Genomic DNA, 24,529 nt, shown 5'->3' with positions numbered 1-24,529 from the left:
GTCAGCCTTTCGTGTTGTCGCCCGTGGCGCGGAGCCCGGACAGGACGGTGTCGGTGAGGATGTCGGCGATCTCGGCCGGGGAGTGGGTGCCGCGCTCGCGGTACCAGTAGCCGAGGGAATTGAGCATGCCGAGCAGGCCGTTGGTGACGATGTGGTCGGCGGTGCGCAACTTCCCGGCCGCGTAGCCCGCGTCGATGACGTCCTGCCAGTGGCGCTGGAGTCGATCGCGAAGCTGCTGGAGAACGACCGCGTGTTCGCGGGTGAGCGCGTCGGCGTCGCGCAGGTGCACTGCCACCGCGCGCCGATGCGTGACGATCAGTCCCACATGGCTGCGGATCAGCCGGCGCAGGGTTTCGACAGGGTCGGCCCCGGCATCGATGATGCGTTCGGCGTCGGCGAGCAGTAGTCGGGTGTAGTCGCGCAGGATCGCCCACAGCAGGTCTTCCTTCGACCCGATGTGGTAGTACAGCGCACCCCGCTGGACGTCGGCTCTCGCGCCGATCTCGGCGACCCCGGTGGCATGGAAACCGCGTTCGGAGAACAGCTCGAGTGCGGCGGTGTTGATCCGCTCGCGGGTGTCGGCGCGCTCGGAGGCGCGAGGGCGGCCGCGACGACGTACGGGAGCCACCGGTTCGGATGTCACAGCGCCTCCGTTCGAGTTCGGCTCGCGCGACTAATGTTCCGATCAGTACATTAATTGTCCGCACACCTACAATCAAGGGGTGATCCGCCGCGCCCACCTCGCCGACCTCGGCGGCTCGGCGTGGCGGAATGGACGGAGCCCGCTGGGCGTTCGTACCCACACGAGGTGTCACCTCTACCCACGGGTAACATGACATCGACTTTTCCCACCCGGTTTTCACCTAAGTGAGGCAGTAGATGACAAAGCGGATTCAGGTCGGCGGGCTCCAGGTGGCGAGCGTTCTTCACGATTTCATCGAGAACGAGGCGCTCCCCGGTACCGGCGTAGATTCCGCCGCGTTCTGGGCCGGTGCCGAGCAGATCATCAACGACCTCGCCCCACGCAACCGCGCTCTGCTCGCCGAGCGCGACGAGTTCCAGGGCAAGCTCGACGCTTGGCACGGCGAGAACCCGGGCACCGGCTACGACAAGGCCGCCTACAAGCAGTTCCTGACCGAGATCGGTTACCTGCGCCCCGAGCCCGCGCCGTTCCAGATCTCCACCGAGAACGTCGACACCGAGATCGCGGCCACCGCGGGCCCGCAGCTCGTGGTGCCGGTGATGAACGCGCGCTTCGCGATCAACGCGGCCAACGCGCGTTGGGGTTCGCTCTACGACGCGCTCTACGGCACCGACGCCATCCCCGAGGCCAACGGCGCGGAGAAGGGCAGCGGCTACAACCGCGTGCGCGGCGACAAGGTCATCGAGTGGGGCCGTAACTTCCTCGACGACGCGGTCACCCTGATCACCGGTTCGCACCTGGGTTCGGCGTACTACAAGATCGTCGACGGCGAGCTCGAGATCGGCCTCGAAGACGGCACCGACATCGGCCTGGCCGACCCGTCGCAGCTCGTCGGCTACCTGGGCGATCCCGAGGCCCCGACCTCGATCCTGCTCAAGCACAACGGCCTGCACATCGAGATCCAGGTCGACGCCTCCTCGCCGATCGGCTCCACCGACACCGCCGGTGTCAAGGACATCGTCCTGGAGTCCGCGCTCACCACGATCATGGACTTCGAGGACTCCGTCGCCGCGGTCGACGCCGACGACAAGGTCGTCTGCTACCGCAACTGGCTCGGCCTGATGAAGGGCGACCTGGCCGAGGAAGTCTCCAAGGGCGGCAAGACCTTCACCCGCACCATGAACCCCGACCGCGTGTTCACCGCGCTCGACGGTTCCGAGCTGGTCCTGCACGGTCGTTCGCTGCTGTTCGTGCGCAACGTGGGCCACCTGATGACCTCCGACGCGATCATCGACGCGCAGGGCAACGAAGTGCCCGAGGGCATCATGGACGGCCTGATCACCTCGCTGATCGCTGTGCACTCGCTCAACGGCGACAACACGCGCCTCAATTCGCGCACCGGTTCGGTCTACATCGTGAAGCCGAAGATGCACGGCCCCGACGAGGCCGCGTTCACCAACGAGCTGTTCGGCCGGATCGAGGACGTCCTCGGCCTGACCCGCAACACCCTCAAGGTCGGCATCATGGACGAGGAGCGCCGCACCACCGTCAACCTCGCCGCGTCGATCGAGGCCGCCAAGGAGCGCGTGGTGTTCATCAACACCGGCTTCCTCGACCGCACCGGCGACGAGATCCACACCTCCATGGTGGCCGGGCCGATGGTCCGCAAGGCCGAGATGAAGGCCCAGACCTGGATCACCTCCTACGAGGACTGGAACGTCGACACCGGCCTGGCCAAGGGCCTGCCCGGCAAGGCGCAGATCGGCAAGGGCATGTGGGCCATGCCCGACCTGATGGCGGGCATGCTCGAGCAGAAGATCGGCCACCCCAAGGCAGGCGCCAACACCGCGTGGGTGCCCTCGCCGACCGCCGCCACCCTGCACGCCACCCACTACCACCTGGTGGACGTGTTCAAGCAGCAGTCCCAGATCGCCAAGGGCGGCCCGCGCGCCACCGTCGACCAGATCCTCGAGATCCCCCTCGCCCAGTCCACCGACTGGACCGACGAGGAGAAGCGTCAGGAACTGGACAACAACTCCCAGGGCATCCTGGGCTACGTGGTCCGCTGGATCGATCACGGTGTCGGCTGCTCCAAGGTGCCCGACATCAACGACATCGGCCTGATGGAAGACCGTGCCACCCTGCGCATCTCGAGCCAGCTGGTCGCCAACTGGCTGCGCCACGGCATCGTCACCGAGGCCGACGTGATCGCCAGCCTCGAGCGGATGGCCCCGGTCGTCGACCGCCAGAACGCGAACGACAAGACCTACCGCCCGCTGGCCCCGAACTTCGATGACAACATCGCGTTCCAGGCCGCCAAGGAACTGGTCCTGGAAGGCACCACGCAGCCCAACGGCTACACCGAGCCGATCCTGCACCGGCGTCGTCGTGAGTTCAAGGCCGCGCAGAAGTAGTGATGTCCAGTGATTGAGAAGTAGCTCGTAGCAGCACTTTTCGCTCGAGGCCCCGCATCGGAGACATCCGATGCGGGGCCTTCGATCTTCGCCTTCGGCGCCGATGTCCGAGGGCGTTCTGCCGGTCAGAGACCTCCACCAACGATGGTGCCCTGTTCAGTTGACCAGGATCGGTGCCCCGGCGGACGGCACATGCGTGATGTTGCGGACCCGGCCCCGCGTCGTCGCGGCCGCGGGCAGGGACAGGACGTGGCGGCGCAGGACTTCTTGGAGCACCGCCGCGCCCTCCATCAGCGCGAAACCTGCTCCGATGCACCGGCGCACCCCACCGCCGAACGGCAACCAGGTATTCGGCGCCACGCTGCCGTCGAGGAAGCGGCCGGGCCGGAACACCGCGTCGGGGAAGGCCTCGGGCCGCTTGTGTGCGAGCAGGATCGAGGTCGCGACGACGGTTTCAGCGGGCAGGTCATAGCCGCCGATCATCATGTCGCGGGTGAGCTTTCGCACGACACCTCCGATGACCCAGTGGTAGCGCAGTGCTTCCTTCATCACCGCTTCGAGATATGCGGTGTCGCCGTCGAGCGCGGCTCGGCGGGCGAGGTCCTGCTGGGCGGGGTTGGCGGCCAGTTCGTGTAGCGCCCATGACAATGCGGCCGAGGTGGTCTCGTGCCCGGCGGCGAGCAGGGTGACCAACTGATCGCGGAGTTCGTCCGGGGTGAGCGGGGTGTCGTTGCCGCTGCCCGCTGCCATCAGTCGCGACAGCACATCAGCGCCCGTGGCGTTGCAGCCGGTGCGGCGCTGCTCGATCTCGGCGTACAGGAGGGCGTCCAGACCGGCCCGGTCGTGGTGGAACCGCTTCCAGGGGCCGTGGTTCTGTAGGGCCGGGTAGCGGGAACCGAGCAGGGTGAGCGGGGCGATGTCGGTGATGCGGCGCATGGGTGGACCGAGTAGGTCGCGGCGGCGCGGATCGGCGACACCGAGCACCACCTCGCCGATGACATCGAGGGTGATTCCGGTCATCGCGTCCAGACTGCGGACGGTCGACCCAGCCTGCCAGGTCTCCAGGTTGGTGGCGGCGATCTGCTCGATCATCGTGCGATAACCAGTCAGAGCGGGCCCGGTGAAAGCGGGCATCAGCAGGCGGCGGGCACGAGCGTGCTCGGCCTCGTCGGTGATGAGCACCGAATGATCGCCGAGCAGCGGACGCAGGATGCCGTTGCTCTCGCCGGCGTGCAGGTCGGTGGGGGAGGCGGCGAAGATCTCGCGGACGTGTTCGGGGCGGGTGAACACGACCAGGCGTCGGGCGTACGGCGGCACCAAGCGCAGGGTGAAGGTATCGCCGAAACGGCGAGCGGTGGCGGTCATGAACCGCTCCCGCGCTTGCACATACCGCATCGTCTGCGCGATCGCGGGTAGTCGGGGGCCGGGCGGATACATGGCGACGGTCCTCTCCTCGACACCTCACTCCACGGTAACCTCGGTTGCGCGCGCAGGGCGTCGATCTGGAAGTCCACGTGTTCGCTGCCTCGCGGGCAGCGCAACAGAATGGTGTTCTGTCCGAATTGTTAGTCTCCGTAGATGATTTCAGCACGGAAGGGCTTTCCGGCGCTGGCGGGGGTCGCGTTGATCTGTTCGATGGTGGCGTGTTCGCCCGAGGTCATGGCACTCCGCCGCCGACGGCCACCTCATTCGGCCGCCGGAAACCAGCCCCCGGCCGGACGCCTCAGTGCCGGTGCCACCAACGTCATGGCCTCATACACCTGGTCCTCGCCGGCGCCCATGCGTTGAGCGGGCTCGCCTACGCCTGGTGAAATTGCCGCGCCGATGCCGGCAACCGGCCGACAAACGCGAGGTCTCCCCGATAGTCCGAGACCAGCGTCCATCGGAGCCACGGCCGGGGCTGTATATGCACTCGTGAACCGAGTAAGCGCTCCTATAATTGTCATAGCGACCAAGTTCTTCGCCATCTTCACCAGACCGCCCTCCACCGTGCTGTGTGCAGACACAATCGGAGCCATGCTCGTGCAACAACCCGTTTCTGCCTCGACCCCGCTGACGGCTCGATTGCTCAGCCGTTGGCCACAGATCGCCGAGCGGATGCTGACCGAGGGCCTGGACGCCACCGCACCCGCCGAACTGCCCGACGGTCACTTCACCGCCGAGGTCTTGCCGACGATCTATGCCTGTGGCCGGGCGGTACTCGAAGCTATCGGCGCTGACCGCGAGTTCACCCGCGCCGAGGTCGCCGCGTTCGTGGCCCCGGTCGCCGAGCGTCATGCCGAGGACAGACTGCCGCTGTCGATGCTGATCAGCGCGATCCATAGGTCGGCACAGGCAGTACTCGCGGAAGCCGCCGCTGTCGCTGACCCCGCGCAGATGGATGAGTTCGTCGAGGTCTTCAACCGATTGCTCGAATTGCTGCGGCGCATCAATATGACCGTCGTCGACACCTACACCGAGGTCGAACAGTCGATTTACCATGCGGAGCGGGAGGCCAGGCGCGAATTGTGCTCTGCGTTGGTGCGCGGTCTGCCTGCCGAAGAACTCGCCGTGCGGGCGGACACCATCCTCGCTGACCGGTACACGGTGCTGGCGATACATCTGAGTGAACCGGCGCGTACCGGTAGCGCGGTCAACCTGGTGACCCGGCGCCGGATTCGATTGCTGCAACGCGCACTCTACGAGCTCACCGGCGCGATCACTCCCGCGACTTTCGACGGTTCGAACGGAATCGCGTTGGTGGGCAACAGTTCCGAGTCCGACATCGTCGACGCCGAGCGGTTCGACGAGCTGGCTGCTCGGCTGTCGCAGCAGTTCGAGGTCACGGTGTACCTGGCAGAATTCTCCGGCGTAAGCCGTGACGGTATTCCGGCGGCAGCCGAGGACGCGGGCGAGTTGGCTGAGCTGGCTCGTCTTTGCGGTCAACCCGGGGGCTGTTACCGGCTCGACGATCTGTTGCTGGAGTATCAGCTCACCCGGCCGGGTCCCGCGCGAGAACGGCTGGGGCAGCGCGTGGTTCCGCTGCTCGCGAGCCCTCATCTGCTCGAGGCGTTGGAGGCCCATCTGCGACATGGGGTTGATCGCAAAACAGCCTCGCGCCGCATCCACGTCCATCCGAATACCTTCACCTACCGGCTGCGCCGCATCGCCGAACTCACCGGTCTCGACCCGGCCGATCCTACGGATTCGCGCATGCTGGCAGCGGCGCTCACCGTCCACCGACTCGGATCCCCCCAAAATCGAACCGAGGCATAGGCCGCGCAATTCTGCGACCGCTATTTGGCGTAGGCGATGGGTTCCACCTCGTGTTCGTCCAGGCCGAGATATTCGCGCACAGTCAACGCTGCCCTCAATTTCCAGATGAGCCCGGGATCGTGCGAATCGAGGCGAGCGAGACGGTAAATTCGCTTCAGTCGATAGTCGACAGTATTCTGATGGATATGCATGTCTCGTGCGGTGAGTCGACGATTCAAACCATTGTTGATATGCGCACGCAGGGTCGCGACCAGGTCCGGATCTGTCGACACCGCGTCGAGGACGGTCTCGAGACGGTCACGGCCGGGGCCGGGGCGCGTCAGCTGATACTCGATAGCAAGGTCGTCGAAATGGTAGAGGCCGGGCGGTCGATGGAGTCTGCGCGCAACGTCGAGCAATTCGTGTCCGTCTTCGGTAGCGGAGGGGATCTGGTCTCGATCTGTCTCGATCGCGACAACGACAAGTGCTGTCCGCCTGACAAGATCACCGATTGCCTTCGTGTCGGGACGGTCCTGGATCAGGATTGTGCCCCCGAGGTCGCTGTGAAGTGCGGACATCTGTTGTCCTAAACGGCCGGACAGCATCTCGAGGAAGCTGCCGGGTGAGACCGCGCCTCGGACAGAATTGTCAGCGGCCACCGCGAGCACTGTGTACTGGTCGGTGAGCGGAATGCCGCATTCTCGGGCAACGCTGGTGGCGTGGCGTCCGCTGAGAAGGGCACGGGCGACTGCTTGGTGGCTGCTGCGTTGAGTAACCGACGACGCGACCTCGAGGTATGCCTTGGACACGGTCGAATTCACCGTGTGCATTGCGTCCATGACGTGGTCGATGTTGTTGTGGCGCACCAATTTCGTGGCGTGGTCGTCCAGATGCAGCCGGAACCCGGTATGGACGAGGCGTTGTACGGTTTCGATCGGGACCCCGGTGGCGGCCCAACGCGTCGCGGCGGGGTGCAGAGCCGCTCGCGAGTCGAGCTTGGGCGCACCACCGGCTTGTTCCAAGTACTCCTCGACAACGGCTCGTATCTCCTCCCGCAAGACGTTGCCCTGGATGACGCGGGGAGGGATAGCGCTCAGGATCCCGTCGACGATGTGCTGCGTCGCCCGCGGTGAACTCGCGGGCGACTCGAGCCGGATAGGACTCATCGCGGTCTCACAGCTTGCCGGTGCCACCGATCAACCACGGGTTGAACGTGCAGTCCAGCTTCGGGTGGTTGACGGAATCGAGGGCGTTGAGGGTGATGGATGCCGCGCGCGGTGAATACATGATGGTGAGGTGGTCGGACAGGTCCTGTTCGCAACCGTCTTGCAGGGTGATATTGCGAACGGTGGCGCCCACTCCAGCATTGAGGAAGGTCAGGTCGTACGGATTGGTGACTTCGTCGTAGCGAGATCCGACTGCCGTGTAGTCGACGCCGGGGACCGTATCGCCCTGGGCGTTGAGCGTCGCGTAGAACGGGGAGCCGACAACTTGTTGGATGTTGGAGATCCCGATGATCGGTTCGTAGAAGCCCAGGATGTCGATTCCGAGATTGTTGATGGCCCGGCCGAGTGTGGCGATCCCCAGAAGGGTTGTGCCGTGGTGGGTTGCCCCGAAGGTGACCAGTTTGCCGACTTTGCCGGCGCCGCCTTCGAATTTCAGATAGTGGTTGGCGACTGTGCCACCTTGCGAGTGGCCAACGATGTCGACCTGGTCTGCCCCGGTGGCGCTGCGCACGCGTTCGATGAAATCGGCGACCTGACGCGAGGAATCCTCGATGGGACCCACGCCGTAGCGGCCGGGGAGAACGCCGGCAAGACCACCGCCCTCGATGAGTCCGGAGCGTCCGAAATTGAGAGCGAAGACGCAGAAGCCGGCGCGGGACAACTGCGGTGACAGCGAGCTGAAGGTGTCGAAGACGTTGAGCCAGCTGCCATGCAGCAGAACTACTGGGCGCGGGTGCGCTGCGCTCGGCTTGCAATCCCACTTGTTGGCGCCGACCGGTGCGACATCAGGATTGGCGAGCCCGTAGGCGAACGCGGCCAAAGGAGCCGTCAATTCCGGGCCTTCGCCCGTGGGTGCTGTCGCTGTGCTCTGTCCCCATGCAGTGCCGCTACCCGACGAGCCGCCAGAACCGCCACCAGCTCCACTCCCCGCGCCGCTCCCTGAGTCAACGATCGCTGTGGGTTGTCGGCCGTCAGCCGAAGGCGCCAAGCCCGTAGTGATCGAGTCGGCAAGGGCTTGCAGGTCCGAGATGGCAGGCTCGGCGTTTGCCGGTGTCGGCGCGAGCCCGGCGACCGATAGACCGGCGACGATCGCGGTGGCTATGGCAGTCCGCCGAAGTCGTTGCTTCGTTGCAAACATAGGTATAAGTCCCATCTGATCATCCACGAGCTCACAGCTGCTGTGATGCAGAGCACTATCACTGGAGAATGTGATACGCATCGCTGTTCGTGGTGGTTAGGAAAGTCTGAACCGGTCGGTCTGATCAGTCACTCCACTGAGGGACGAATTCGCGCAACACTTGTTGTCAGCGCCGCCAAACCGACTTTCGGAACCGTCTGTCGATGTCGCCTGCTCGTCTCACTTACTCACCCGGGAGATCGGTCTGCGTTGTGGACGGTTTTTGTCGGCTGGTGTGGCTGTGCTGATGGCCGCCGCGCTCGGCGGGGCGGGTGAGGCCACCGCCGGAGCGGACTCCACCTGCGGCGGGGCGTCGTTCGCCCAAGATTGCTCAACGCCCACAACACGTACCGGGCAAAACACGGCTCGCCGAAGATGGTGCTCGATCCGGCGGTGTCGGCTTCGGCCCAGAAGTGGGCCGAGAATTTGGCCAACACACAGAATTTCGCGCATTCGCAAGGTTCGGGCAACGGTGAGAACATCACTGCTGTGTGGGGCGGTAGGCACACCGGATACAACCCGGCCGGCAACATGATGGGCGACAACAACCAGCACTTCCGGGACAACGTACAGCGACTCGGGTAGCCGTCCGGCAATGCCGCCTATGGTGCGGTGAAGCTGGCCACCGAAGTGTGATCGATCGCCGACCGTGAGCGCGATAATGAGCCGATCCTGCACCGGCGTCGCCGCGAGTTCAGGGCCGCCGATGGGAGCACGAAGATGTCGTCAGCGGCGAGGCAGGGCTCGTCGAGATCCTGTGGGACTGGCTCGAAGTCGCGGTTCAATCGTGACCGATGGGACCATTCGATGCTCGAGGGTCTCGCGGCGGTCAGCCGTGATGGTGGCGCCGTGATGCCCGCGTTTCAGCCGTTTCCGAAAACGGCTATCGTCGGGCGTGCGCGCCGCAACGCTGTCCAGGGCGGAGGTCCTCACCAGGTACCGTTGGACGGTGAATGCAGCCGATGTGCGACTCCTCAAAGACGGTGACCTCGAGACCCGCGAGGAAAATCTGCGGCAACTGCTCCTGCAGGCCGAGGACGGCGACACGTCCGCCAAGGAAATTCTGCGCGCGCTCGTTCGCGATTATCCCGAGTATCACCGGTCGCTCTACAGCCGGGCGTTGAACCGGGCGGAGGTCTTCGGTGACGATTCGCTGCGGGAACCCCTGCTCGCGTCACTCGCCGATACCCGCTACAACTGCCAGGCTTGGGCCGCGATGGGCTGTGCGGCTCTCGGCTTCCGTGACGCGGTCCCCGGCTTGGTCGCGATGCTGGACCACCCGCAAGACATTGCCCGTGACCAAGCGGTGATTGCCTTGGGCGCCCTCGGCGATGCCTCGGTCGTCCCAGCCCTCGCGCCTCTTCTGCAGGACTCGATCAGCGGAATGCGCGAACGCGCCGCCGAAGCGCTCGGCATGATCGGCGGCGACGCGGCACTGGCCGCCCTCTGGGACGAGTTCGAGAACCGCCGCTACTACCGCATCGGCTACATCGCCAGCGCACTGTCGCAATTCGCCCCCGACATCATCCCGAGCCTGATCGAGGCGGCCTCGAGCGATGACCCGGACAAGCGGTACTGGGCGGCCGTCGCGCTCGGTTCCACCGGCGACGACCGCGCTGTGCCCACACTGGAACAGCTGATGGCCGGCGATCGAGGCTCGACAGTCTTCGATGGCATGGTGAGCGTCGCCGCGAAGAAGGGCCTGCGGACACTGCGTCGCATCCAAGCGGCGATCGCCGCCCGCGAATCCTGACCGAAAGCGCTCAGTCCGGCGCGGAGCCCGGAAGGTGCGGGTCCATCCAGCGCAGCATCCGATCGACCGAATCCGCGCAGTCACCCTGGGCGCCGGACTCGGCCCACTCGATCAGCGCGGCGAAGGTGGCCGACTGGTAGGCGGTCGCGATGGCCCGGCAGATGGCCGCGGGGGAGCCGGGCAGTCGGCCGGCGAGATATCCCGACAGCGTGTCGATCCACGGCTGGTAGATCCGGGGAGCGGTCGCGACCAGTTCGGGCTCCGACGAGATCAGCCGCAGCCAGTCCGGGGCGAGCTCCTGGATCCGCGGATCGCGGGACACCGATTCGACGATCGCGGTTCTGACCACCACGGCGGGCAGTTCCTCGGTGACGGCGACGGCGAGTGCCTCGCGTAGCCGTTCCGTCGCGGGCGCGACGCCGATCCAGGCGATCTCGGATCGGGATGAGAAGTGCCGCAACAAGGTTCGTGTGCTGACCCCCGTGGCCTCGGCGAGATCGTTCCAGCCGGTGGTGGCGAACCCGCGGTCGGTCCACAGCCGCAGCGCGCCGACGGACACGGCTCCGGTGTCCAGCACAGAGGGACGGCCGGGGCGGCGGGGCTGGGTCACCGCGAAAGCCAAACAGTTTTGGCGAAGTGTGTCAATATCGGTGAGACCTCACCGAAACAGGAGAAACAGTATGGATTTCGTCAACTCGTCCGCGATCGTCACCGGCGGCGCGTCGGGCCTCGGCTTGGCGACCGTGCGGGAACTGCACGCCAAGGGCGCCAAGGTCGTCATCGTCGACCTCCCCTCGTCCGACGGTGCGGTGATCGCCAAGGAACTGGGCGATGGCGCGGCTTTCGCGGCCGCGGACGTGACCGATGAATCGGCGGTGGTCGCGGCGCTCGATGTCGCCGAGTCGCTGGCCCCGTTGCGGATCGCCGTGAACTGCGCCGGCATCGGCAACGCGATCAAGACGGTTGGCAAGAAGGGCGCGTTCCCGCTCGCCGACTTCACCAAGGTGATCAACGTCAACCTCATCGGCACGTTCAACGTGATCCGGCTGGCCGCTGAACGCATGTCGGGCAGCGACCCGGTCGGGGAGGAGCGGGGCGTCATCATCAACACCGCCTCCGTCGCCGCCTACGACGGCCAGATCGGCCAGGCCGCCTACTCCGCGTCCAAGGGCGGCATCGTCGGCATGACCCTGCCGATCGCGCGTGACCTGGCGAGCTTCAAGATCCGCGTCGTCACCATCGCGCCCGGCCTGTTCCGCACCCCGCTGTTCGAGACGCTGCCCGAGGAGGCGCTGCAGTCCCTCGGCGCCCAGGTGCCGCACCCCTCGCGACTGGGTCAGCCGAGCGAATTCGCCGCCTTGGCCCGCCACATCGTGGAGAACCCGATGCTCAACGGCGAGACCATCCGCCTCGACGGTGCCATCCGGATGGCACCGCGCTGAGTGGACACGACATCCCCTGGGAGTCTTCGGGTTCCAGGGGATTTTCGCGGAACTGCCTCAGGTCTCGATCGGTGTCTTTTCCTTGGGGATCACGGTGATCACCTCGACGTCCTGCCGCAGAGCTCGCACCAGCGCCCACATCATGAAGAACGCCAGTATGTGGAAGGGCAGGCCGGCGATGGTGATGATTTCTCGGAGCGCTTCCAACCCGGTACTGCCGGTGGTGGCCGCCAGGAGCGTGCCGCCGACCACGCCTTCGGTGATGGCCCAGAAGACGCGCTGCCGGGTCGGCGTTCCGGTTTCCTGCTCGCCGGAGCAGAGCATGTCGACCACGAGGGAGGCCGAGTCGGAGGAAGTGGTGAAGAAGATGACCACGATCAGCACCGAGAAGGCGACCATCAGTGTGGTCAAGGGGAAGTTCTCCAGGAAGGTGAACAGCGCGAACGGCGCGCCGCCGCCGGTGTCCATCACCTCCACCAGGCCGCCGCTGCCGTTGATCTCGATGTCGATCGCGGACAGTCCGAAGATCGAGAACCACACTATCGTGAACGCTGTCGGTGCCGCGAGCACGCCGATCACGAACTCACGGATGGTGCGGCCCTTGGAGATTCGGGCGACGAAGATGCCGACAAAGGGCGCCCACGTAATGGTCCACGCCCAGTAGAACACCGTCCAATCGCCCTGCCAGCCCCAGCTGCGATTCTCCAGCAGGTCGGCGTAACTGTCGTTCCAGAACGAGAGCCCGACCAATTCCCCCAGGTAGTTGCCGAAGGTCTCGAAGATCCCCCGGGCGAGGAACAGGGTGGAACCGGCCACGAAGACGAAGATCAGTAGTGCGATGGCCATCATGATGTTGAGGTTGGACAGGCGTTTGATGCCCTTGTCCAGGCCCACCGCGACCGACACCGTCGCAATGGCCGTCACCACCGCGATGATCGCGATCTGCGTGCCTTTGCTGACCGGGATCGAGTCACTCAGGTAGTTCAGCCCACTGTTGATCTGCAAGGTGCCGAGCCCGATCGAGGTGGCGACCCCGAACAGGGTGCCGAGCACCGCCAGGATATCGATCGCCTTCCCGATCGGTCCGTAGATCCGATCCCCGAGCAATGGATGAAAGGCCGAGCTCATGCGCATCGGCAGGCCGCGCCGGTAGATGAAGTAGGCGAACGCCAGGGCGGGCAGGCAGAAGATCGCCCAGGTGTGCAGGCCGAGGTGATAGAGCGAAAAGGCCATCGCGTCATCGGCTGCTTCGACCGATTCGGGAACCACACCTTCGCGGGGCGGGTCACCGAAGTGGGAGATCGGTTCGGCGACGCCCCAGAACATCAGCACGGTGCCGATACCCGCCGCGAACAACATTCCGAACCAGGAGAGGTTGCTGTACTCGGGTTTCGAGTCCTGCGCGCCGAGTCGCACATTGCCGTACTTGCTCATGGCGATCCAGAGCAGGAAAAGCAGCATGCCGGTGACGCTGAAGATGAAGAACCAACTGAGATTGGTGACGATCCAGTCCTTGGCTGCCTTGGAGCCGTCGTTGAGCGGTTTGGTGAACACGATCGCGGTGAAGACGAACAACGCGACCAACCCCGCCGACACGAAGAAGATATAAGGGTCGGTGCGTAAGCCGAATCCGGTGTAGACGGATCGCTGTCGTTTGGGCGGATCGACTCGAGGCACGGCCACCACTCCCCTTCGAGAGACGGGTCGGAAGTTCCCATCCGTGTCGATGATGATGGCATGGCGGAGTGCGTGGCGCGCGTGTGCCACGCGTTCGTAATGCAGGTGAAGTTGAGGCGTTGAGGTCCTGGTAGCGGATGTCACCCGATTCTCTCGTAGCGTGGTGCCATGGGCGAACGCATGGTGGTTATCGGCGCGGATGCGACGGGGATGTCGGCGGCGTCGCAGGCGCGGAGGCTGCGGGGTGTGGAGGAGCTCGAGATCGTGGTGTTCGAGAAGGGCAACCATGCCTCGTACTCGGCGTGCGGTATTCCGTACTGGGTCGCGGGGGATGTGGCCGAGGCCGACGACCTGATCGCGCGCTCGGCCACCGAACATCGGGCCCGTGACATCGATCTACGGCTGCGGACCGAGGTGACCGAGATCGACACGGTGCGCAAGCGGGTGCTGTCGCGTGATCTCGACAACGACGCCGAGGCTTGGACGAGTTACGACAAGCTCGTGCTCGCCACCGGGGCGACGCCGGTTCGTCCGCCACTGCCGGGCATCGACGCCGAGGGCGTCTACGGCGTGCAGACCCTCGATGACGGGCAGGCGCTCATCGAGGCGCTGGGGTCGGTGACCGGGCGAGCGGCCGTCGTGATCGGCGCCGGGTATATCGGTGTCGAGATGGCCGAAGCGTTGGTGCGCCGGGGATTCGAGGTCACGATGATCACCCGGTCCACCGAGCCCATGGCGACCTTGGACCCCGATATGGGCGCGCTGGTGCGCGAAGCCATGGTGGGGATGGGTATTCGGCTCGTCCGCGATTCTGAGGTGACCGGAATGCGCACCGCCTCGGACGGCCGCGTCTGCGCCGTGACGACGGCCGACAGGGAGTATCCGGCCGATATTGTCGTGCTCGGGATCGGCGTGCGACCAGCCACCGACCTCGCCCGCGACGCCGGGCTACCCCTGGGGGACAGCGGTGGCCTGCTCACCGACCTCGCGCAACGAGTGCGCGGACATGACGACATCTGGGCCGGTGGTGACTGTGTGGAGGTGCTGGATCTGGTGTCGGGCACGCTTGCCCACATTCCGCTCGGTACGCACGCCAACAAGCACGGGCAAGTGATCGGGACGGGTGTCGGCGGCGGCTACGCCACGTTCCCCGGTGTGGTCGGCACCGCGATGAGCAAAGTGTGTGACCTGGAGGTGGCACGAACCGGTTTGGGGGAGAAGGACGCTCAGCGCGCGGGGCTCCGTTTCCACGCCGTCACCATCGAATCCACCGGTCGGGCCGGGTATTTCCCCGGCGCGCAACCCATGGCGGTGAAGATGCTCGCCGAACGTCGCACCGGGCGGCTGCTCGGCGTACAGATCGTCGGACGTGACGGTGCCGCCAAACGGATCGATATCGCCGCGGTGGCACTCACCGCGCGAATGACAGTGGAGCAGGTCACGGCCCTCGACCTCGGCTACGCACCACCGTTTTCCCCGGTATGGGACCCCGTCCTGGTCGCCGCCCGTGCGGCTGTCCGTGCGGTGGCACTCGGTCTGTGATCGCCTCGCCTGCCTGGTTCGCCCCGATGCCGGAAGCATCGTCACCAGAAATGTGGCGTGAGATCCCAGGACTCGAATTCGGCGGTCAGTAGATCGCGCAGAACAGCGCGGGTGGGGAAGTGATCGGGATCGGCGCCGGTGACCGCGAGGGTGATGGTGTGGCCGTCGGTGGAGAAGGAGAGGTTTACGCCTACCTCTACCCGGCGGAACATGCTGGTGTCGTTGGCGCACACGACCGGGCGCATGAGAACTGCGGAGGCGTGGTGGCCCGCGAAAGCCGCTACGCCACTGGCGGTTTCGCCGAGGTTGGTGCACAGGCATTCCGGGGCCTTGGCGGTGCGGGCGAAGTGGCGCAGGACGAAGCGGGGCAGGATCATCTGCAACGGTTGCAGGTGTTGCAGGGCGGGTGTGGTGGCCGGGTCTCGGTAGGCGGTGGCGGCGCGTTTCACGGCGGAGCGGACGGCGGCGAGGTCGATACGTTCGCCGGCGCGGTAGGTGACCGAGATCGGCAAGCCGGTGGTGGCGTTGGCGCGGGGGTCGTCGACGGTGCGCATCGAGTGGGGGATGTCGACGCGGATGTCGGCGGTGTCGCCGACGCGTCCGCTGCGGCCGAGCAGGCCCGCGCCCAGGGCGATCAGCAGGCCGTTCGTTGTGCCGCGATGTCGGGCGGCGGCGGTGTTCCACTCGGCGAGATCGAGCTGGACCACCAGGTCCGCCGGTGCCCAGCGATCAGGAAGTGGGAGCGCGGGGAGGTCAGGGCGGGGGTTGCGGTCCGGCTCGGTGACACCGCGGGTGGCGATTGCCGCCCGGATCCCTTGCGCGACGGCGCGCAGTTGTCGGCACGCATCGGACACGTTCGCGCTCACCGAGTTCCGGGGTCGGGTGCCGACCAGCCGTCCCGAACCCGTGGCGAAGTCCGGATTCTCGTCGAGCCGAGCGAGCGCGTCGCCCACGGCGAACAACACCGCGCCGCCGTCGGATGCCACATGCGAGGTCACCAGCGACACCAGCGTCCCACCCGCCGTGGTCGGCGCCGCGGACAGCCGCCACACCTGTCCTGTCTCGGGGTCGAAGTCGACCCGGCTCTGGGCGAAATACCAGTCGAGGATCTCGTCGTCGGCGACGGGCACCGAATCCCAGCCCAGCGGAAGCGATTCCGTCGCGGGAAGCCAGTAGGGACGGGCGAACGGAACCCGGGTCGGTCGCACGCGCCGCGCCAGGAAACCCCGGGCCACATGGGCGTGGAAGCGGGCGAGCAACTCGGGGGCCAGGGGCTCGTCGAATCGCCAGGCGAGCTGATTGACCAGCGCGTTGCCGTAGAGGCTGTGCAGCTTGAGGAACAGGTCGTCGTCGGCGGTGAGCCGGTTGACCGCTACGGGCGCGGTGACGATGGGCGGGGCAGTGAGCGTCATCAGAACTCCTCAGCGTGCACGCAGGGTGCGGACGGTCAGTGGGGCGAAGACGGCGGCGATCACGAGCGAGGCCACCACCGACCAGAGAGCGTCGGCGCCGACGACACCGTCCTCGGCGAGCCCGCGCACCGCGGAAACCAGGTAGGACACCGGGTTGTAGTCGGAGACGTAGCGGAGCCAGGTCGGCATGGCCGACTCGGGCACCAGTGCGTTGGAAGCGAAACTCAGGAAGGTGAGCACCAGCATGGACATGCCCTGCACCGCAGCGGGTCTCGACACGGTGACCCCGATGAACGCGAACAGCCAGCTGATCGCGGTGGTGGCAAGGACGACGAGCACCGCACCGGCGACGAACCCGACCGGATGATCCGGGCGATAGCCCATCGAGAACCCGACGATCACCACCGTGGTGGCGGCGATGACATACCGGGTGGCCCCGGCCAGCAGCGCTCCGGCGACAGGAGCCGACCGGGCGATCGGCATGGCGACGAACCGATCGAAGACCCCGGACCGAATGTCCTCGGACAGTTGCACTCCGGTGGCGACCGACGACGTGAGCACGATCTGCACCAGCACGCCGGGGATCAGAATCGGCAGGTACGCCTGCATGCTGCCCGCGATGGCCGTGCCGAAGATGCTGCCGAACAGCAGCGGCCCCACGATCGGCAGCAGCAGCGCGTCGTAGAGCAACTGCGGGCTGTGTCGGAAGGTGAGCAGCCCTCGCCACGCCATCATCAGTGACTGGAACAGCGAGGCACGCAGGCTGACATGGGTGATCCGGGGGCGGCGGTCGATCGTCGGGGGCGTGGTGTGCTCGACGGCGATCTCGGTGATGATGGCGGTCATAGTGGCCTCGGTCTTTCGGATCAGGCGGCGACGCGGTCGGTGCCGGTCAGAGCGAGGAATACTTCGTTGAGATCGGGACGGTCGACAGCGAAACCGCGCAGCTCGATGTCGGCGGTGCGGCAGGCGGCGACGATATCGGCGGCGGTGCCCGCATCGGCGAGCGCGACGGTGAGCATGCCCGCCGACGAGCCTTCGGGCGCCTCGCCGGTGAGCCCGATGACGATGGCCTCCGCACGGGCGGATTGGGCGGCATCAGCGAGTTCCAGGCGCAGTACCTGGTCGCCGATGGAGGACTTCAGCTCCGCCGCGGTGCCCTCGGCGACGATCGTCCCGCGGTCGATGACAGCGATCCGGTCGGCCAACGCGTCGGCTTCCTCGAGGTACTGCGTGGTGAGCAGGACGGTCGCGCCACGGGCGACGAGTCGCCGGATCACGCCCCACATCTTGTCGCGGGTGTGCGGGTCGAGGCCGGTGGTCGGCTCGTCGAGGAAGATCAGCGGCGGATCGGTGATCAGCGTCGCCGCCAGATCGAGCCGCCGCCGCATACCGCCGGAGAACTGGTTCACCGGCCGGTCGGTGACCTTCGACAGTTCGAACTCTTCCAGGAGCTCGACGCTGCGGCGCGCGGCATCACGGCGGGAAAGCCCGAGCAGGCGGCCGAACAGCCGCAAATTCTCACCGGCGGTCAGGGTTTCGTCGACCGAGGCGTACTGGCCGGTGAGCCCGATCATCGAGCGCACGGCGGTCGCCTCGCGCGCGATGTCGTAGCCGAAGATCTCGGCGGTGCCGCGATCGGGGCGGACCAGGGTCGCGAGCATGCGGACCGTGGTGGTCTTGCCCGCGCCGTTGGGGCCGAGCAGGGCGAAAACGGTACCCGCCGCGACGGTGAGGTCGACGCTGCCCACGGCGGTGAAATCGCCGTAGGACTTGCCGAGACCGGTGGTGCGGATGGCGATATCGGTGTTCACGGTTGCCTCCCGGCGCAATGGAGCAGGTCAGGGGTGAGCGTGGAACCCACGAGTGCCTCGACGGCATCGGCGGCTCGCTCGACACCGTCGGTGGCGAAACCGGCGGCACAGGTCGCCGCGCGCTGGACCACGTCGGGACGCGAGATCAGATCGAGCAGTGCCTCGAGGCGGTCGCCGGTCAGCTTCTTCGCGGGAATCGTGGCCGCGAGACCGAGTCGGCGCAAGGCCTGGCCCCAGTAGGGCTGATCGGCCTGAACCGAGCAGATCACCTGCGGCACACCGGCTCTCAACGCGGCGGCCGTTGTCCCGGCGCCGCCGTGATGCACGGCCGCGACGCACCGAGGCAGCACCCGGGCGTGATCGACCTGACCGACGATCGCGACGGCATCCTCGAATCCCGGACCGATCGAGGCCCACCCCGACGCGAGCAACAGCCGACGACCTCGCCGGGCACACACCTCGCGCAGGGTCGCGACGAACGCGGCCGGATCGCCGACATCCATGGAGCCGAATCCGACGTAGATCGGCGCGCTTGCTTCATCCAGCCACGAGTCCAGAGTCGGTGACGGCAGCCGGAGATCGGAAACGGCTGTGTCATCGAATGATTCGACCACGCGTTCATCGACGGCCTCGACGAACGACGGCGTGCGATCATCGTGCATTCCGACAGTGATGGGCTCGGCACCCTCTGCGCTGGTGAGGAATCCGTTGCGATCCAGCGGAAACCCGACGAACGGCCCTGGTAACTGCTCGTCCACACCGGGGAACAGCCGCGGGTCGTAGGCCTGAATTCGCACGCTCGCGACATTCGGGCCGGCGGCGACGGGCAGGACCGGGGCAAGGGCAGCCGCTCGTGCGCGGGCCAGCACCGACCAACCCCCTCGGTGCACGAACCCGGGAAGGCGGGCCGCCCAGCGCGCCGGTACCACCGGCACGACGCTGTTCGGCTGGATCGGGAAGAAATGCACGGCCGCGAACGGTAGGCCGACCGCCCGCGCCACCGACTCGGCGACCTCCTCGCCCGCCATCCCCGCGACCACCACATCGTGTCCGGGTGCCAGTGCGCGCAGGTCCGCGAGTTGCTCGGGCACACCCCGCCGCTGCAGGTCGAACAATGCCCGCAATCGGGTGCGCGGATCGCGGCTGGCGAACCGCCGGTCGGTGCGCTGCGCGTGCAGCAGGTCGGCGGTGTCGCGGCCGAACGGCACCGCGGGGACTCCGTGGTCACGGGCGAAGACGACGAGGTTCGGCGCCAGCGCCAACGTCACGTCGTGACCGCGCTCGCGCAGCGAACGAGCCAGGAGGATGCCGGGTTGCGCGTCTCCTCGGCTGCCGGTGAACGCCAACAGTGCCCGCACCGGCTCACCCCGCCTGCACGGCGAGACGCAGTGCGTCCGCTCCCACGTCTCGTGGCTCGGTAGGCGTGGGCACTTCCCCCGGTCCAGCCGGCGCGATCGCCGACATCGAGGGATGCCCGCCGACCGACGTGTCCGCGTGCGCTGTGGCGGTGATCGAGATCAGTGCCTGCCCGAACGCGGTCAGGAACTCGTCCATCACCTCGGCGGGAAACCCCGCGGGGTACCGGGTCGACACATACAGCCCGTCGGCCGCCCGCACGACCCACAGGAACACCTCGTCGGACGAGTACGACTCCGCGCGCAGAGTCCGCCCGCGCAGGTCGGCGACCAGCTCATACCCGGGCAGCACGCGGATATCGAGGAAGGAGATGCCGAATCGCGGTGTTTCGGCGACCTCGAGCAGGTCGAGCACGCGTGACCAGGAGGCGTCGTTGGCGCTGCGCGATCGACGCAGCGCGGTGCGCGCGAGATCCATGGCTTCGGTGATGCCGACGCCGGGTTGCAGGGCGATATCGACCGGCACCACATTGACGAACCAGCCCATCGACTCCATCCAGCGCAGATCCGGCCGGGTCGCGATCGGCATCACGGTACGCATCCGGTCCGTGCCGAATCGCTGCTGATTGGCCACGGCCAATGCCGCGAACACAGCTACCGACGTCCGGTGGCGCACCTGGTCGAGGACCGCCTCGACGTGCTCGAGTTCGGCGAGATCGAGCAGCCGGCGCGACACACTGGGCTGCGGCAGATCCGCGGGGGCGGGCCGCTGAGCATGCGGGGCGAAGCGCGGCATCGCACCGTCGGCGAGGAATTCGCGCCAGGTGGCCACCGCGGGGGAGTCCGCGTCCAGCTCGGCCGCTCTCGCCCGTTCCAGCACGGCGAAGTCGGCCGCGCTGCCGAAAGTGACCGACTCGCGTGCCTGGGCACCCGCGATGACCTCGCGGTAGAGGGTGCGCAGCTCGAGGATCAGGATGGCCTGGGAGTAGGCGTCCATCACGGAGTGGTCGGCGGCGACGAGGACCGTGAAATCACTGGTGTCGGCGTGCTCGACTGTGGCGGCGAGGCAGTGCGGCCACACCAGCGGCGACAAACGCTGTTCGAAGGTGTCGCGGAGGAATTCGTTGATCCGGGCGCCGTCGGTGAGTCCGGCTACGGGCCGTTCGGCGATGTCGACGGCGGCGGGTGCGCCGACGAGCCTGCGCGATTCGCCGGCTGTCGCGGTGGTCACGGTGGTGCGCAGGCCCTCGTGCCTGGTGTGCCAGCGTCGCAGCGTCTCGCGCCAGGCGGACCTGTCGAGCGGGGCGTCCATTTCGAAAACGGTCCCGATCCAGCGACCGCGACCGGGCAGCGGATCGGCGGGATCGACGCTCGCGCAGTAACCGGCGTGCACGCTGGTCAGCGGACGATCGTCGGGCCGCCACGCGGCGGCGGCGAGTTCGGGCGTCCACATCGACAGAGTGCCCGAACGGATTTCGAATTCGGACAGGTGGGTGTATTCCATGACCGGTTCACCTCGTGACGAATGCATGCCGGAAGCGGCGGAAGGATGGGATTCGGGAGAACACCGCACTGTGTCACCTGACGTGTCGAACTTCAGCGGTAATCATTTCCGTGAAGCCTCGGCGAGATCGATCGTATATGTGAGGCTGCTGAGAAAAATATGGTGACGGGCATCACGGTTTTGATGAACAAAAGTCCGCCGCCTGCTGCTTTTGGTCATCGCTCGCCGGGTTGTCTTGTCCTGCATCGGGGTTCGAAATGGCTACATCGGGGTACGTGATCGTCCGCCGATATTTTGTTCATTCCGGATGGGACGATCCCTGTATGCACCGTCACAGTGTCGGTGGATGGTCGTCCGTATGCGTTTCCCTCGCGTTCACCTGTCGCAATTCATATATGTCGTTCGTTATATGTCGACTGGCGCATTCGAGAATTGTGGTCGGACGTTTCCGCCGGCGAAATCCGGAGATCGGTGTGGCGTCGTTGTCGGAGACCAGCGCGGGCGTGGTCATCTGTCCGTTATCACAACGTTGCTCACTCGGTGCCGGTTGCTAGGGTGAAGGTGCGAAGTGTTCGTTCGAATGTGAAGGAAGTCAATGGGAAGCACTGCCCTCGACATCATGGCGTTGGTCCTCAACCGCGTCACCGAGTTCTGGAACTGGATGGCGACCGGATCGTCGGGATTCCCGCCGCTGTGATCGGCTGACAGCGCATGCTGTCTGTGAAACCCCCGAAGGCCGTTGGCTTTCGGGGGTTTCGTCGTTCTTCGTGGTCAGGAGTCGCCGTAGGGTGGGCTGATGACGACGATTGTTCCGGTGCCACGGCGGTGGTCGGTGGCGATGGGGGTCACTACCGGCACGGCGATCGTGGCGATGGCGATCATGTTCGCTGTCGATGCGACGCACATCAACGTTCTCGGGTGGGTGCTCGCGGTGGTGATGCTGCTGGCTTGCGGGCTGTCCTGGATGATTCTGGCGCCGATCGGGTGTGCTCGGTATCGACGATTTCGAACCGTCGTCGCCGCGCCGGTGGTGGTGATCGTCGGGTTGGGGTCGGTGTGGTTCGGAGTGCCGGAGAAAGTGGGCTGGTGGTTGTCGGCAGGGTCGATGACCGCGGCCGCGCAACGTTGCCAGAGCTCCGAAGGGGGATGGTTCGGTGTCATTCGGACCATCGGTGTCAGACCCGCCGACGGCGGGTGCCAGGTCGCCATCGACAGCCTGGCGATCGTCGGCGGATTCGCCTACTTCCCGCCGGGTACAGAGCCGCCCGATCACGGTGGTGCGGGATATGAGCCCGTGTACACGCCCTACGACGGGAATTGGTACCGATTCGCGGTGTCGATGCACGAACACCCCTGACCGCGAGCCGAGCGCCCGATTCGTGTCGGACCCCGGCGTTACCGTTGTGGCACAACCCGAGTCGAGGGAGGGTGGCGATGGCCGAGAATGTGCGAGAACGTGCGCAGCGCCCGGAGGATCTGAGCCGGCTGGTGGTCGAGCGGTTGAATGTCGGTGACGTGGACGGCCTCGTCGAGTTGTACGAGTCCGAGGCGGTGCTCGCACTGCCGGACGGGGTCGTCGCGACCGGGGTCGAGGAGATCAGAGCCGCGTACACACGACTGATCGCCGACCGACCGGTGTTCCAGCCCGGTCGCCAGTCGCCCGCTCTCCGTGCGGGCGATCTGGCACTGACGTCGTCGCGTCTGCCCGGGGGCGCCGGTGCGACCGTCGAGGTGGCCCGCAGGCAACCCGACGGGAGTTGGCGCTGGATCCTGGATCAACCCAACGCGCCATGGGTAGCGAGCGAACAGGCCACGGCCGAGTAGCCGAACGTGCCCGGCTGATCAGTTCGGGTTCAGGCCGCTCGCGAGCACGACCACGACCTTGTCGTCGGTCACCTCGCTGACCCGCACATCCATGCCGTTGCTGGCCTGCGACTGGCCGACGGGGACGGTGACCTGCTGGCCGCCGATACTCAGGGTGACCATGTCACCGTTCACGGCGACGAGTTCCGCCTCGATCCCCAGGACCGAAGCTTTGGCGCTCACCCCGCGGTCGAAGGTGACGGTGCAACCGCTCACGGTGCATTCGGAGGTGGTGCCGGGTCCGGTCATGGTGCACGCGGAGACAGCGAGGGGAAGCAGGAGGGCGAACGCGGAAAGCGTGATCAGCCGTCGAACAGGCATGGCTGTCAGTGTAGGGCGTCGATGACACAACGGAACGGTCTCGCCGAGTTCCTCGCCGATCACAGCGGGAATACCGTCGCTGTGAGGTAACCGGCATCGCGAGCATCGGTGCCGATCGTGTCGGGTGGACGACCGGTCGACCGGTGATCACCGGCGGGTCGGCCGAGATCGGAAGGTGGCGCACCATGATCGCGAGCGAAATGACTGTTGCCAGCCGCTGGTGGTGGCGTCCGGGCTGGACCCCGGGTCGTTCGTTCTACGACTGGCAGATCGCGCCGACCCAGCCGGTTGCCGACAAACTGGTGGAGATCTTCGCCCCCACGCTCGCGCGCCTGCCCGGTTTCGACCAGGTGGACGCCGCCCGGCTGCGGATCGGCGTGCAGGGTGTCGGGTTCGCCGACGGGGTCAAGGGCGTTCACCTGGCGGCCCTGGTGGCCGGCGCGCGCGAGTTGCTCGCCGAGCTCTCGCCGTTCCAGCTCGCCTTCGGGCCGCCCGAGGTCACGACCGAGTCGATCCGGCTGCCGATCACCGTCTCGGACCAACTGCTCCGACTGCGAGCGGACCTCACCGACGTCCTCACCGACGTGTGGATCCGGGAGCGGATCCCCGAATTCGGCGAGCCGCTGCGCCCCTACCTGGCTGTGGCCCACGCGACCGAACCGACGCCGGTGCACGAGATTCGCGCCGCGCTCGACGAGGACGGGTTCGCCGACTTCGCCCTCGACGACACGGTCTGCGCCGTCTCCATGGTCGAATTGCAGTGCGAGAACGGGCGATACGACTGGGCCGACATCAACACCGCCGAGCTGTTGGGCGCCCCGGATCCGGTCGTCGAACGGAGCGTGTTCGACGATCCACTGTTCGGTCCGTTGCGACACCCATCGTGGCCCGCGTTCAGGAGCTGAGCCGCCGACACTTCGTTCGCCCGGTGTGCGCGGCCCGATCGGGTCAGTCGAGGTTCGTCGACTCGACGGCGCCGCAGACCCGGATCACGCCGGCGTCCAGGTCGACGTCGAGGCGAGGTTCGTGGGATTGACCGTCGCTGTCGCCGCTGCCCTCGTTCTGCAGCTTCTTGCCCGGAAACAACTCGCCCATGATGCCCACGACTCCACGATAGTCGCGGTGGCGACCGGCGTGCAGGCACCTCCGGGC

22 protein-coding genes are annotated in these 24,529 nt (G+C 66.5%); 9 read left to right on the top strand and 13 right to left on the bottom strand.

Translation table 11 applies throughout. The features are described from left to right. Position 1: 1 nt before the first annotated feature. Entirely contained in the window at positions 2-643 is a 642-nt protein-coding gene (locus ACFWUR_RS25570) for a TetR/AcrR family transcriptional regulator (RefSeq protein WP_378910159.1), read from the bottom strand. 236 nt (positions 644-879) lie between these two features. Here ACFWUR_RS25570 and ACFWUR_RS25565 point away from each other — a divergent pair, with 236 nt between their 5' ends. Continuing rightward, positions 880-3,057 carry a malate synthase G gene (locus ACFWUR_RS25565; RefSeq protein ID WP_378910158.1) on the top strand — a complete coding sequence of 726 codons (2,178 nt, stop codon included), beginning with the start codon at positions 880-882 and terminating at the stop codon, positions 3,055-3,057. Between the two features lie 156 nt (positions 3,058-3,213). Here the strand turns inward: ACFWUR_RS25565 and ACFWUR_RS25560 are convergent, their stop codons facing one another. Continuing rightward, positions 3,214-4,494, bottom strand: coding sequence for a cytochrome P450 (locus ACFWUR_RS25560; RefSeq protein ID WP_378910157.1), 1,281 nt, complete (start codon positions 4,492-4,494; stop codon positions 3,214-3,216). 579 nt (positions 4,495-5,073) lie between these two features. Here ACFWUR_RS25560 and ACFWUR_RS25555 point away from each other — a divergent pair. Further along, positions 5,074-6,312, top strand: coding sequence for a PucR family transcriptional regulator (locus ACFWUR_RS25555; protein WP_378910156.1), 1,239 nt, complete (start codon positions 5,074-5,076; stop codon positions 6,310-6,312). Positions 6,313-6,332: 20 nt separating this feature from the next. On the opposite strand, the gene ACFWUR_RS25550 is transcribed toward ACFWUR_RS25555, so the two are convergent. Continuing rightward, positions 6,333-7,313, bottom strand: coding sequence for a PucR family transcriptional regulator (locus tag ACFWUR_RS25550; protein ID WP_378910155.1), 981 nt, complete (start codon positions 7,311-7,313; stop codon positions 6,333-6,335). 151 nt (positions 7,314-7,464) lie between these two features. Further along, entirely contained in the window at positions 7,465-8,655 is a 1,191-nt protein-coding gene (locus tag ACFWUR_RS25545) for an esterase/lipase family protein (protein ID WP_378910154.1), read from the bottom strand. 366 nt (positions 8,656-9,021) lie between these two features. Between ACFWUR_RS25545 and ACFWUR_RS25540 the strand changes: the two genes are divergently transcribed. Both ACFWUR_RS25540 and ACFWUR_RS25535 read left to right on the top strand, forming a co-directional pair. Beyond that, positions 9,022-9,279 (top strand): CAP domain-containing protein, encoded by a 258-nt coding sequence (locus ACFWUR_RS25540; protein WP_378910153.1) that lies wholly within the window; start codon positions 9,022-9,024, stop codon positions 9,277-9,279. Positions 9,280-9,643: 364 nt separating this feature from the next. Continuing rightward, positions 9,644-10,447: a HEAT repeat domain-containing protein gene (locus ACFWUR_RS25535; protein WP_378910152.1), complete on the top strand. Its 804-nt coding sequence runs from the start codon at positions 9,644-9,646 to the stop codon at positions 10,445-10,447. Positions 10,448-10,457: 10 nt separating this feature from the next. Here the strand turns inward: ACFWUR_RS25535 and ACFWUR_RS25530 are convergent, their stop codons facing one another. Beyond that, positions 10,458-11,057 (bottom strand): TetR/AcrR family transcriptional regulator, encoded by a 600-nt coding sequence (locus ACFWUR_RS25530; protein ID WP_378910151.1) that lies wholly within the window; start codon positions 11,055-11,057, stop codon positions 10,458-10,460. Between the two features lie 70 nt (positions 11,058-11,127). Here ACFWUR_RS25530 and ACFWUR_RS25525 point away from each other — a divergent pair, with 70 nt between their 5' ends. Next, on the top strand, positions 11,128-11,889 hold the full coding sequence (locus tag ACFWUR_RS25525; protein WP_378910150.1) for a 3-hydroxyacyl-CoA dehydrogenase: 762 nt from the start codon (positions 11,128-11,130) through the stop codon (positions 11,887-11,889). 57 nt (positions 11,890-11,946) lie between these two features. On the opposite strand, the gene ACFWUR_RS25520 is transcribed toward ACFWUR_RS25525, so the two are convergent. Then, positions 11,947-13,566: a BCCT family transporter gene (locus ACFWUR_RS25520; protein ID WP_378910149.1), complete on the bottom strand. Its 1,620-nt coding sequence runs from the start codon at positions 13,564-13,566 to the stop codon at positions 11,947-11,949. 168 nt (positions 13,567-13,734) lie between these two features. On the opposite strand from ACFWUR_RS25520, the gene ACFWUR_RS25515 reads away from it, so the two are divergent. Next, on the top strand, positions 13,735-15,108 hold the full coding sequence (locus tag ACFWUR_RS25515) for an FAD-dependent oxidoreductase (RefSeq protein WP_378910148.1): 1,374 nt from the start codon (positions 13,735-13,737) through the stop codon (positions 15,106-15,108). A gap of 41 nt (positions 15,109-15,149) precedes the next feature. On the opposite strand, the gene ACFWUR_RS25510 is transcribed toward ACFWUR_RS25515, so the two are convergent. Genes ACFWUR_RS25510 through ACFWUR_RS25490 form a run of 5 tightly spaced genes read right to left on the bottom strand, consistent with a single transcriptional unit; the run spans position 15,150 to position 21,193 of the window. After that, entirely contained in the window at positions 15,150-16,520 is a 1,371-nt protein-coding gene (locus tag ACFWUR_RS25510) for a hypothetical protein (protein WP_378910147.1), read from the bottom strand. 9 nt (positions 16,521-16,529) lie between these two features. After that, positions 16,530-17,366, bottom strand: a complete 837-nt coding sequence (locus ACFWUR_RS25505) for an ABC transporter permease (protein ID WP_378910146.1) — start codon at positions 17,364-17,366, stop codon at positions 16,530-16,532. Positions 17,367-17,386: 20 nt separating this feature from the next. Further along, positions 17,387-18,334 (bottom strand): ATP-binding cassette domain-containing protein, encoded by a 948-nt coding sequence (locus ACFWUR_RS25500; RefSeq protein ID WP_378910145.1) that lies wholly within the window; start codon positions 18,332-18,334, stop codon positions 17,387-17,389. Continuing rightward, positions 18,331-19,692: a glycosyltransferase gene (locus tag ACFWUR_RS25495; protein WP_378910144.1), complete on the bottom strand. Its 1,362-nt coding sequence runs from the start codon at positions 19,690-19,692 to the stop codon at positions 18,331-18,333. The genes ACFWUR_RS25500 and ACFWUR_RS25495 overlap by 4 nt, the downstream gene beginning before the upstream one ends. Positions 19,693-19,696: 4 nt before the next feature. Continuing rightward, complete coding sequence (locus ACFWUR_RS25490) at positions 19,697-21,193, bottom strand: condensation domain-containing protein (RefSeq protein ID WP_378910143.1); 1,497 nt, start codon at positions 21,191-21,193, stop codon at positions 19,697-19,699. A 796-nt stretch (positions 21,194-21,989) separates the two neighbouring features. On the opposite strand from ACFWUR_RS25490, the gene ACFWUR_RS25485 reads away from it, so the two are divergent. Then, positions 21,990-22,550, top strand: a complete 561-nt coding sequence (locus ACFWUR_RS25485; protein WP_378910142.1) for a hypothetical protein — start codon at positions 21,990-21,992, stop codon at positions 22,548-22,550. A gap of 77 nt (positions 22,551-22,627) precedes the next feature. Continuing rightward, complete coding sequence (locus ACFWUR_RS25480; protein ID WP_378910141.1) at positions 22,628-23,017, top strand: YybH family protein; 390 nt, start codon at positions 22,628-22,630, stop codon at positions 23,015-23,017. Positions 23,018-23,035: 18 nt separating this feature from the next. On the opposite strand, the gene ACFWUR_RS25475 is transcribed toward ACFWUR_RS25480, so the two are convergent. Continuing rightward, entirely contained in the window at positions 23,036-23,377 is a 342-nt protein-coding gene (locus ACFWUR_RS25475; protein WP_378910139.1) for a hypothetical protein, read from the bottom strand. A 185-nt stretch (positions 23,378-23,562) separates the two neighbouring features. On the opposite strand from ACFWUR_RS25475, the gene ACFWUR_RS25470 reads away from it, so the two are divergent. Further along, positions 23,563-24,282, top strand: a complete 720-nt coding sequence (locus tag ACFWUR_RS25470; protein ID WP_378910138.1) for a 2'-5' RNA ligase family protein — start codon at positions 23,563-23,565, stop codon at positions 24,280-24,282. Positions 24,283-24,325: 43 nt separating this feature from the next. Here the strand turns inward: ACFWUR_RS25470 and ACFWUR_RS25465 are convergent, their stop codons facing one another. Further along, entirely contained in the window at positions 24,326-24,481 is a 156-nt protein-coding gene (locus ACFWUR_RS25465; RefSeq protein ID WP_378910174.1) for a hypothetical protein, read from the bottom strand. Between the last annotated feature and the right edge of the window lie 48 nt (positions 24,482-24,529).

It is taken from the genome of Nocardia sp. NPDC058633, from assembly GCF_042717045.1.
GTDB lineage: Bacteria > Actinomycetota > Actinomycetes > Mycobacteriales > Mycobacteriaceae > Nocardia.
The sequence above is the reverse complement of the archived record's forward strand: the minus strand, read 5'-3'. Positions and strand labels throughout refer to the sequence as shown.

Coding starts and splice junctions, on each gene's coding strand:
- ACFWUR_RS25565 (WP_378910158.1), top strand. CDS start 880: ATGACAAAGCGGATTCAGGTCGGCGGGCTCCAGGTGGCGAGCGTTCTT.
- ACFWUR_RS25560 (WP_378910157.1), bottom strand. CDS start 4,494: ATGTATCCGCCCGGCCCCCGACTACCCGCGATCGCGCAGACGATGCGG.
- ACFWUR_RS25555 (WP_378910156.1), top strand. CDS start 5,074: ATGCTCGTGCAACAACCCGTTTCTGCCTCGACCCCGCTGACGGCTCGA.
- ACFWUR_RS25545 (WP_378910154.1), bottom strand. CDS start 8,655: ATGTTTGCAACGAAGCAACGACTTCGGCGGACTGCCATAGCCACCGCG.
- ACFWUR_RS25525 (WP_378910150.1), top strand. CDS start 11,128: ATGGATTTCGTCAACTCGTCCGCGATCGTCACCGGCGGCGCGTCGGGC.
- ACFWUR_RS25515 (WP_378910148.1), top strand. CDS start 13,735: ATGGGCGAACGCATGGTGGTTATCGGCGCGGATGCGACGGGGATGTCG.
- ACFWUR_RS25510 (WP_378910147.1), bottom strand. CDS start 16,520: ATGACGCTCACTGCCCCGCCCATCGTCACCGCGCCCGTAGCGGTCAAC.
- ACFWUR_RS25505 (WP_378910146.1), bottom strand. CDS start 17,366: ATGACCGCCATCATCACCGAGATCGCCGTCGAGCACACCACGCCCCCG.
- ACFWUR_RS25490 (WP_378910143.1), bottom strand. CDS start 21,193: ATGGAATACACCCACCTGTCCGAATTCGAAATCCGTTCGGGCACTCTG.
- ACFWUR_RS25485 (WP_378910142.1), top strand. CDS start 21,990: ATGACGACGATTGTTCCGGTGCCACGGCGGTGGTCGGTGGCGATGGGG.
- ACFWUR_RS25480 (WP_378910141.1), top strand. CDS start 22,628: ATGGCCGAGAATGTGCGAGAACGTGCGCAGCGCCCGGAGGATCTGAGC.
- ACFWUR_RS25475 (WP_378910139.1), bottom strand. CDS start 23,377: ATGCCTGTTCGACGGCTGATCACGCTTTCCGCGTTCGCCCTCCTGCTT.
- ACFWUR_RS25470 (WP_378910138.1), top strand. CDS start 23,563: ATGATCGCGAGCGAAATGACTGTTGCCAGCCGCTGGTGGTGGCGTCCG.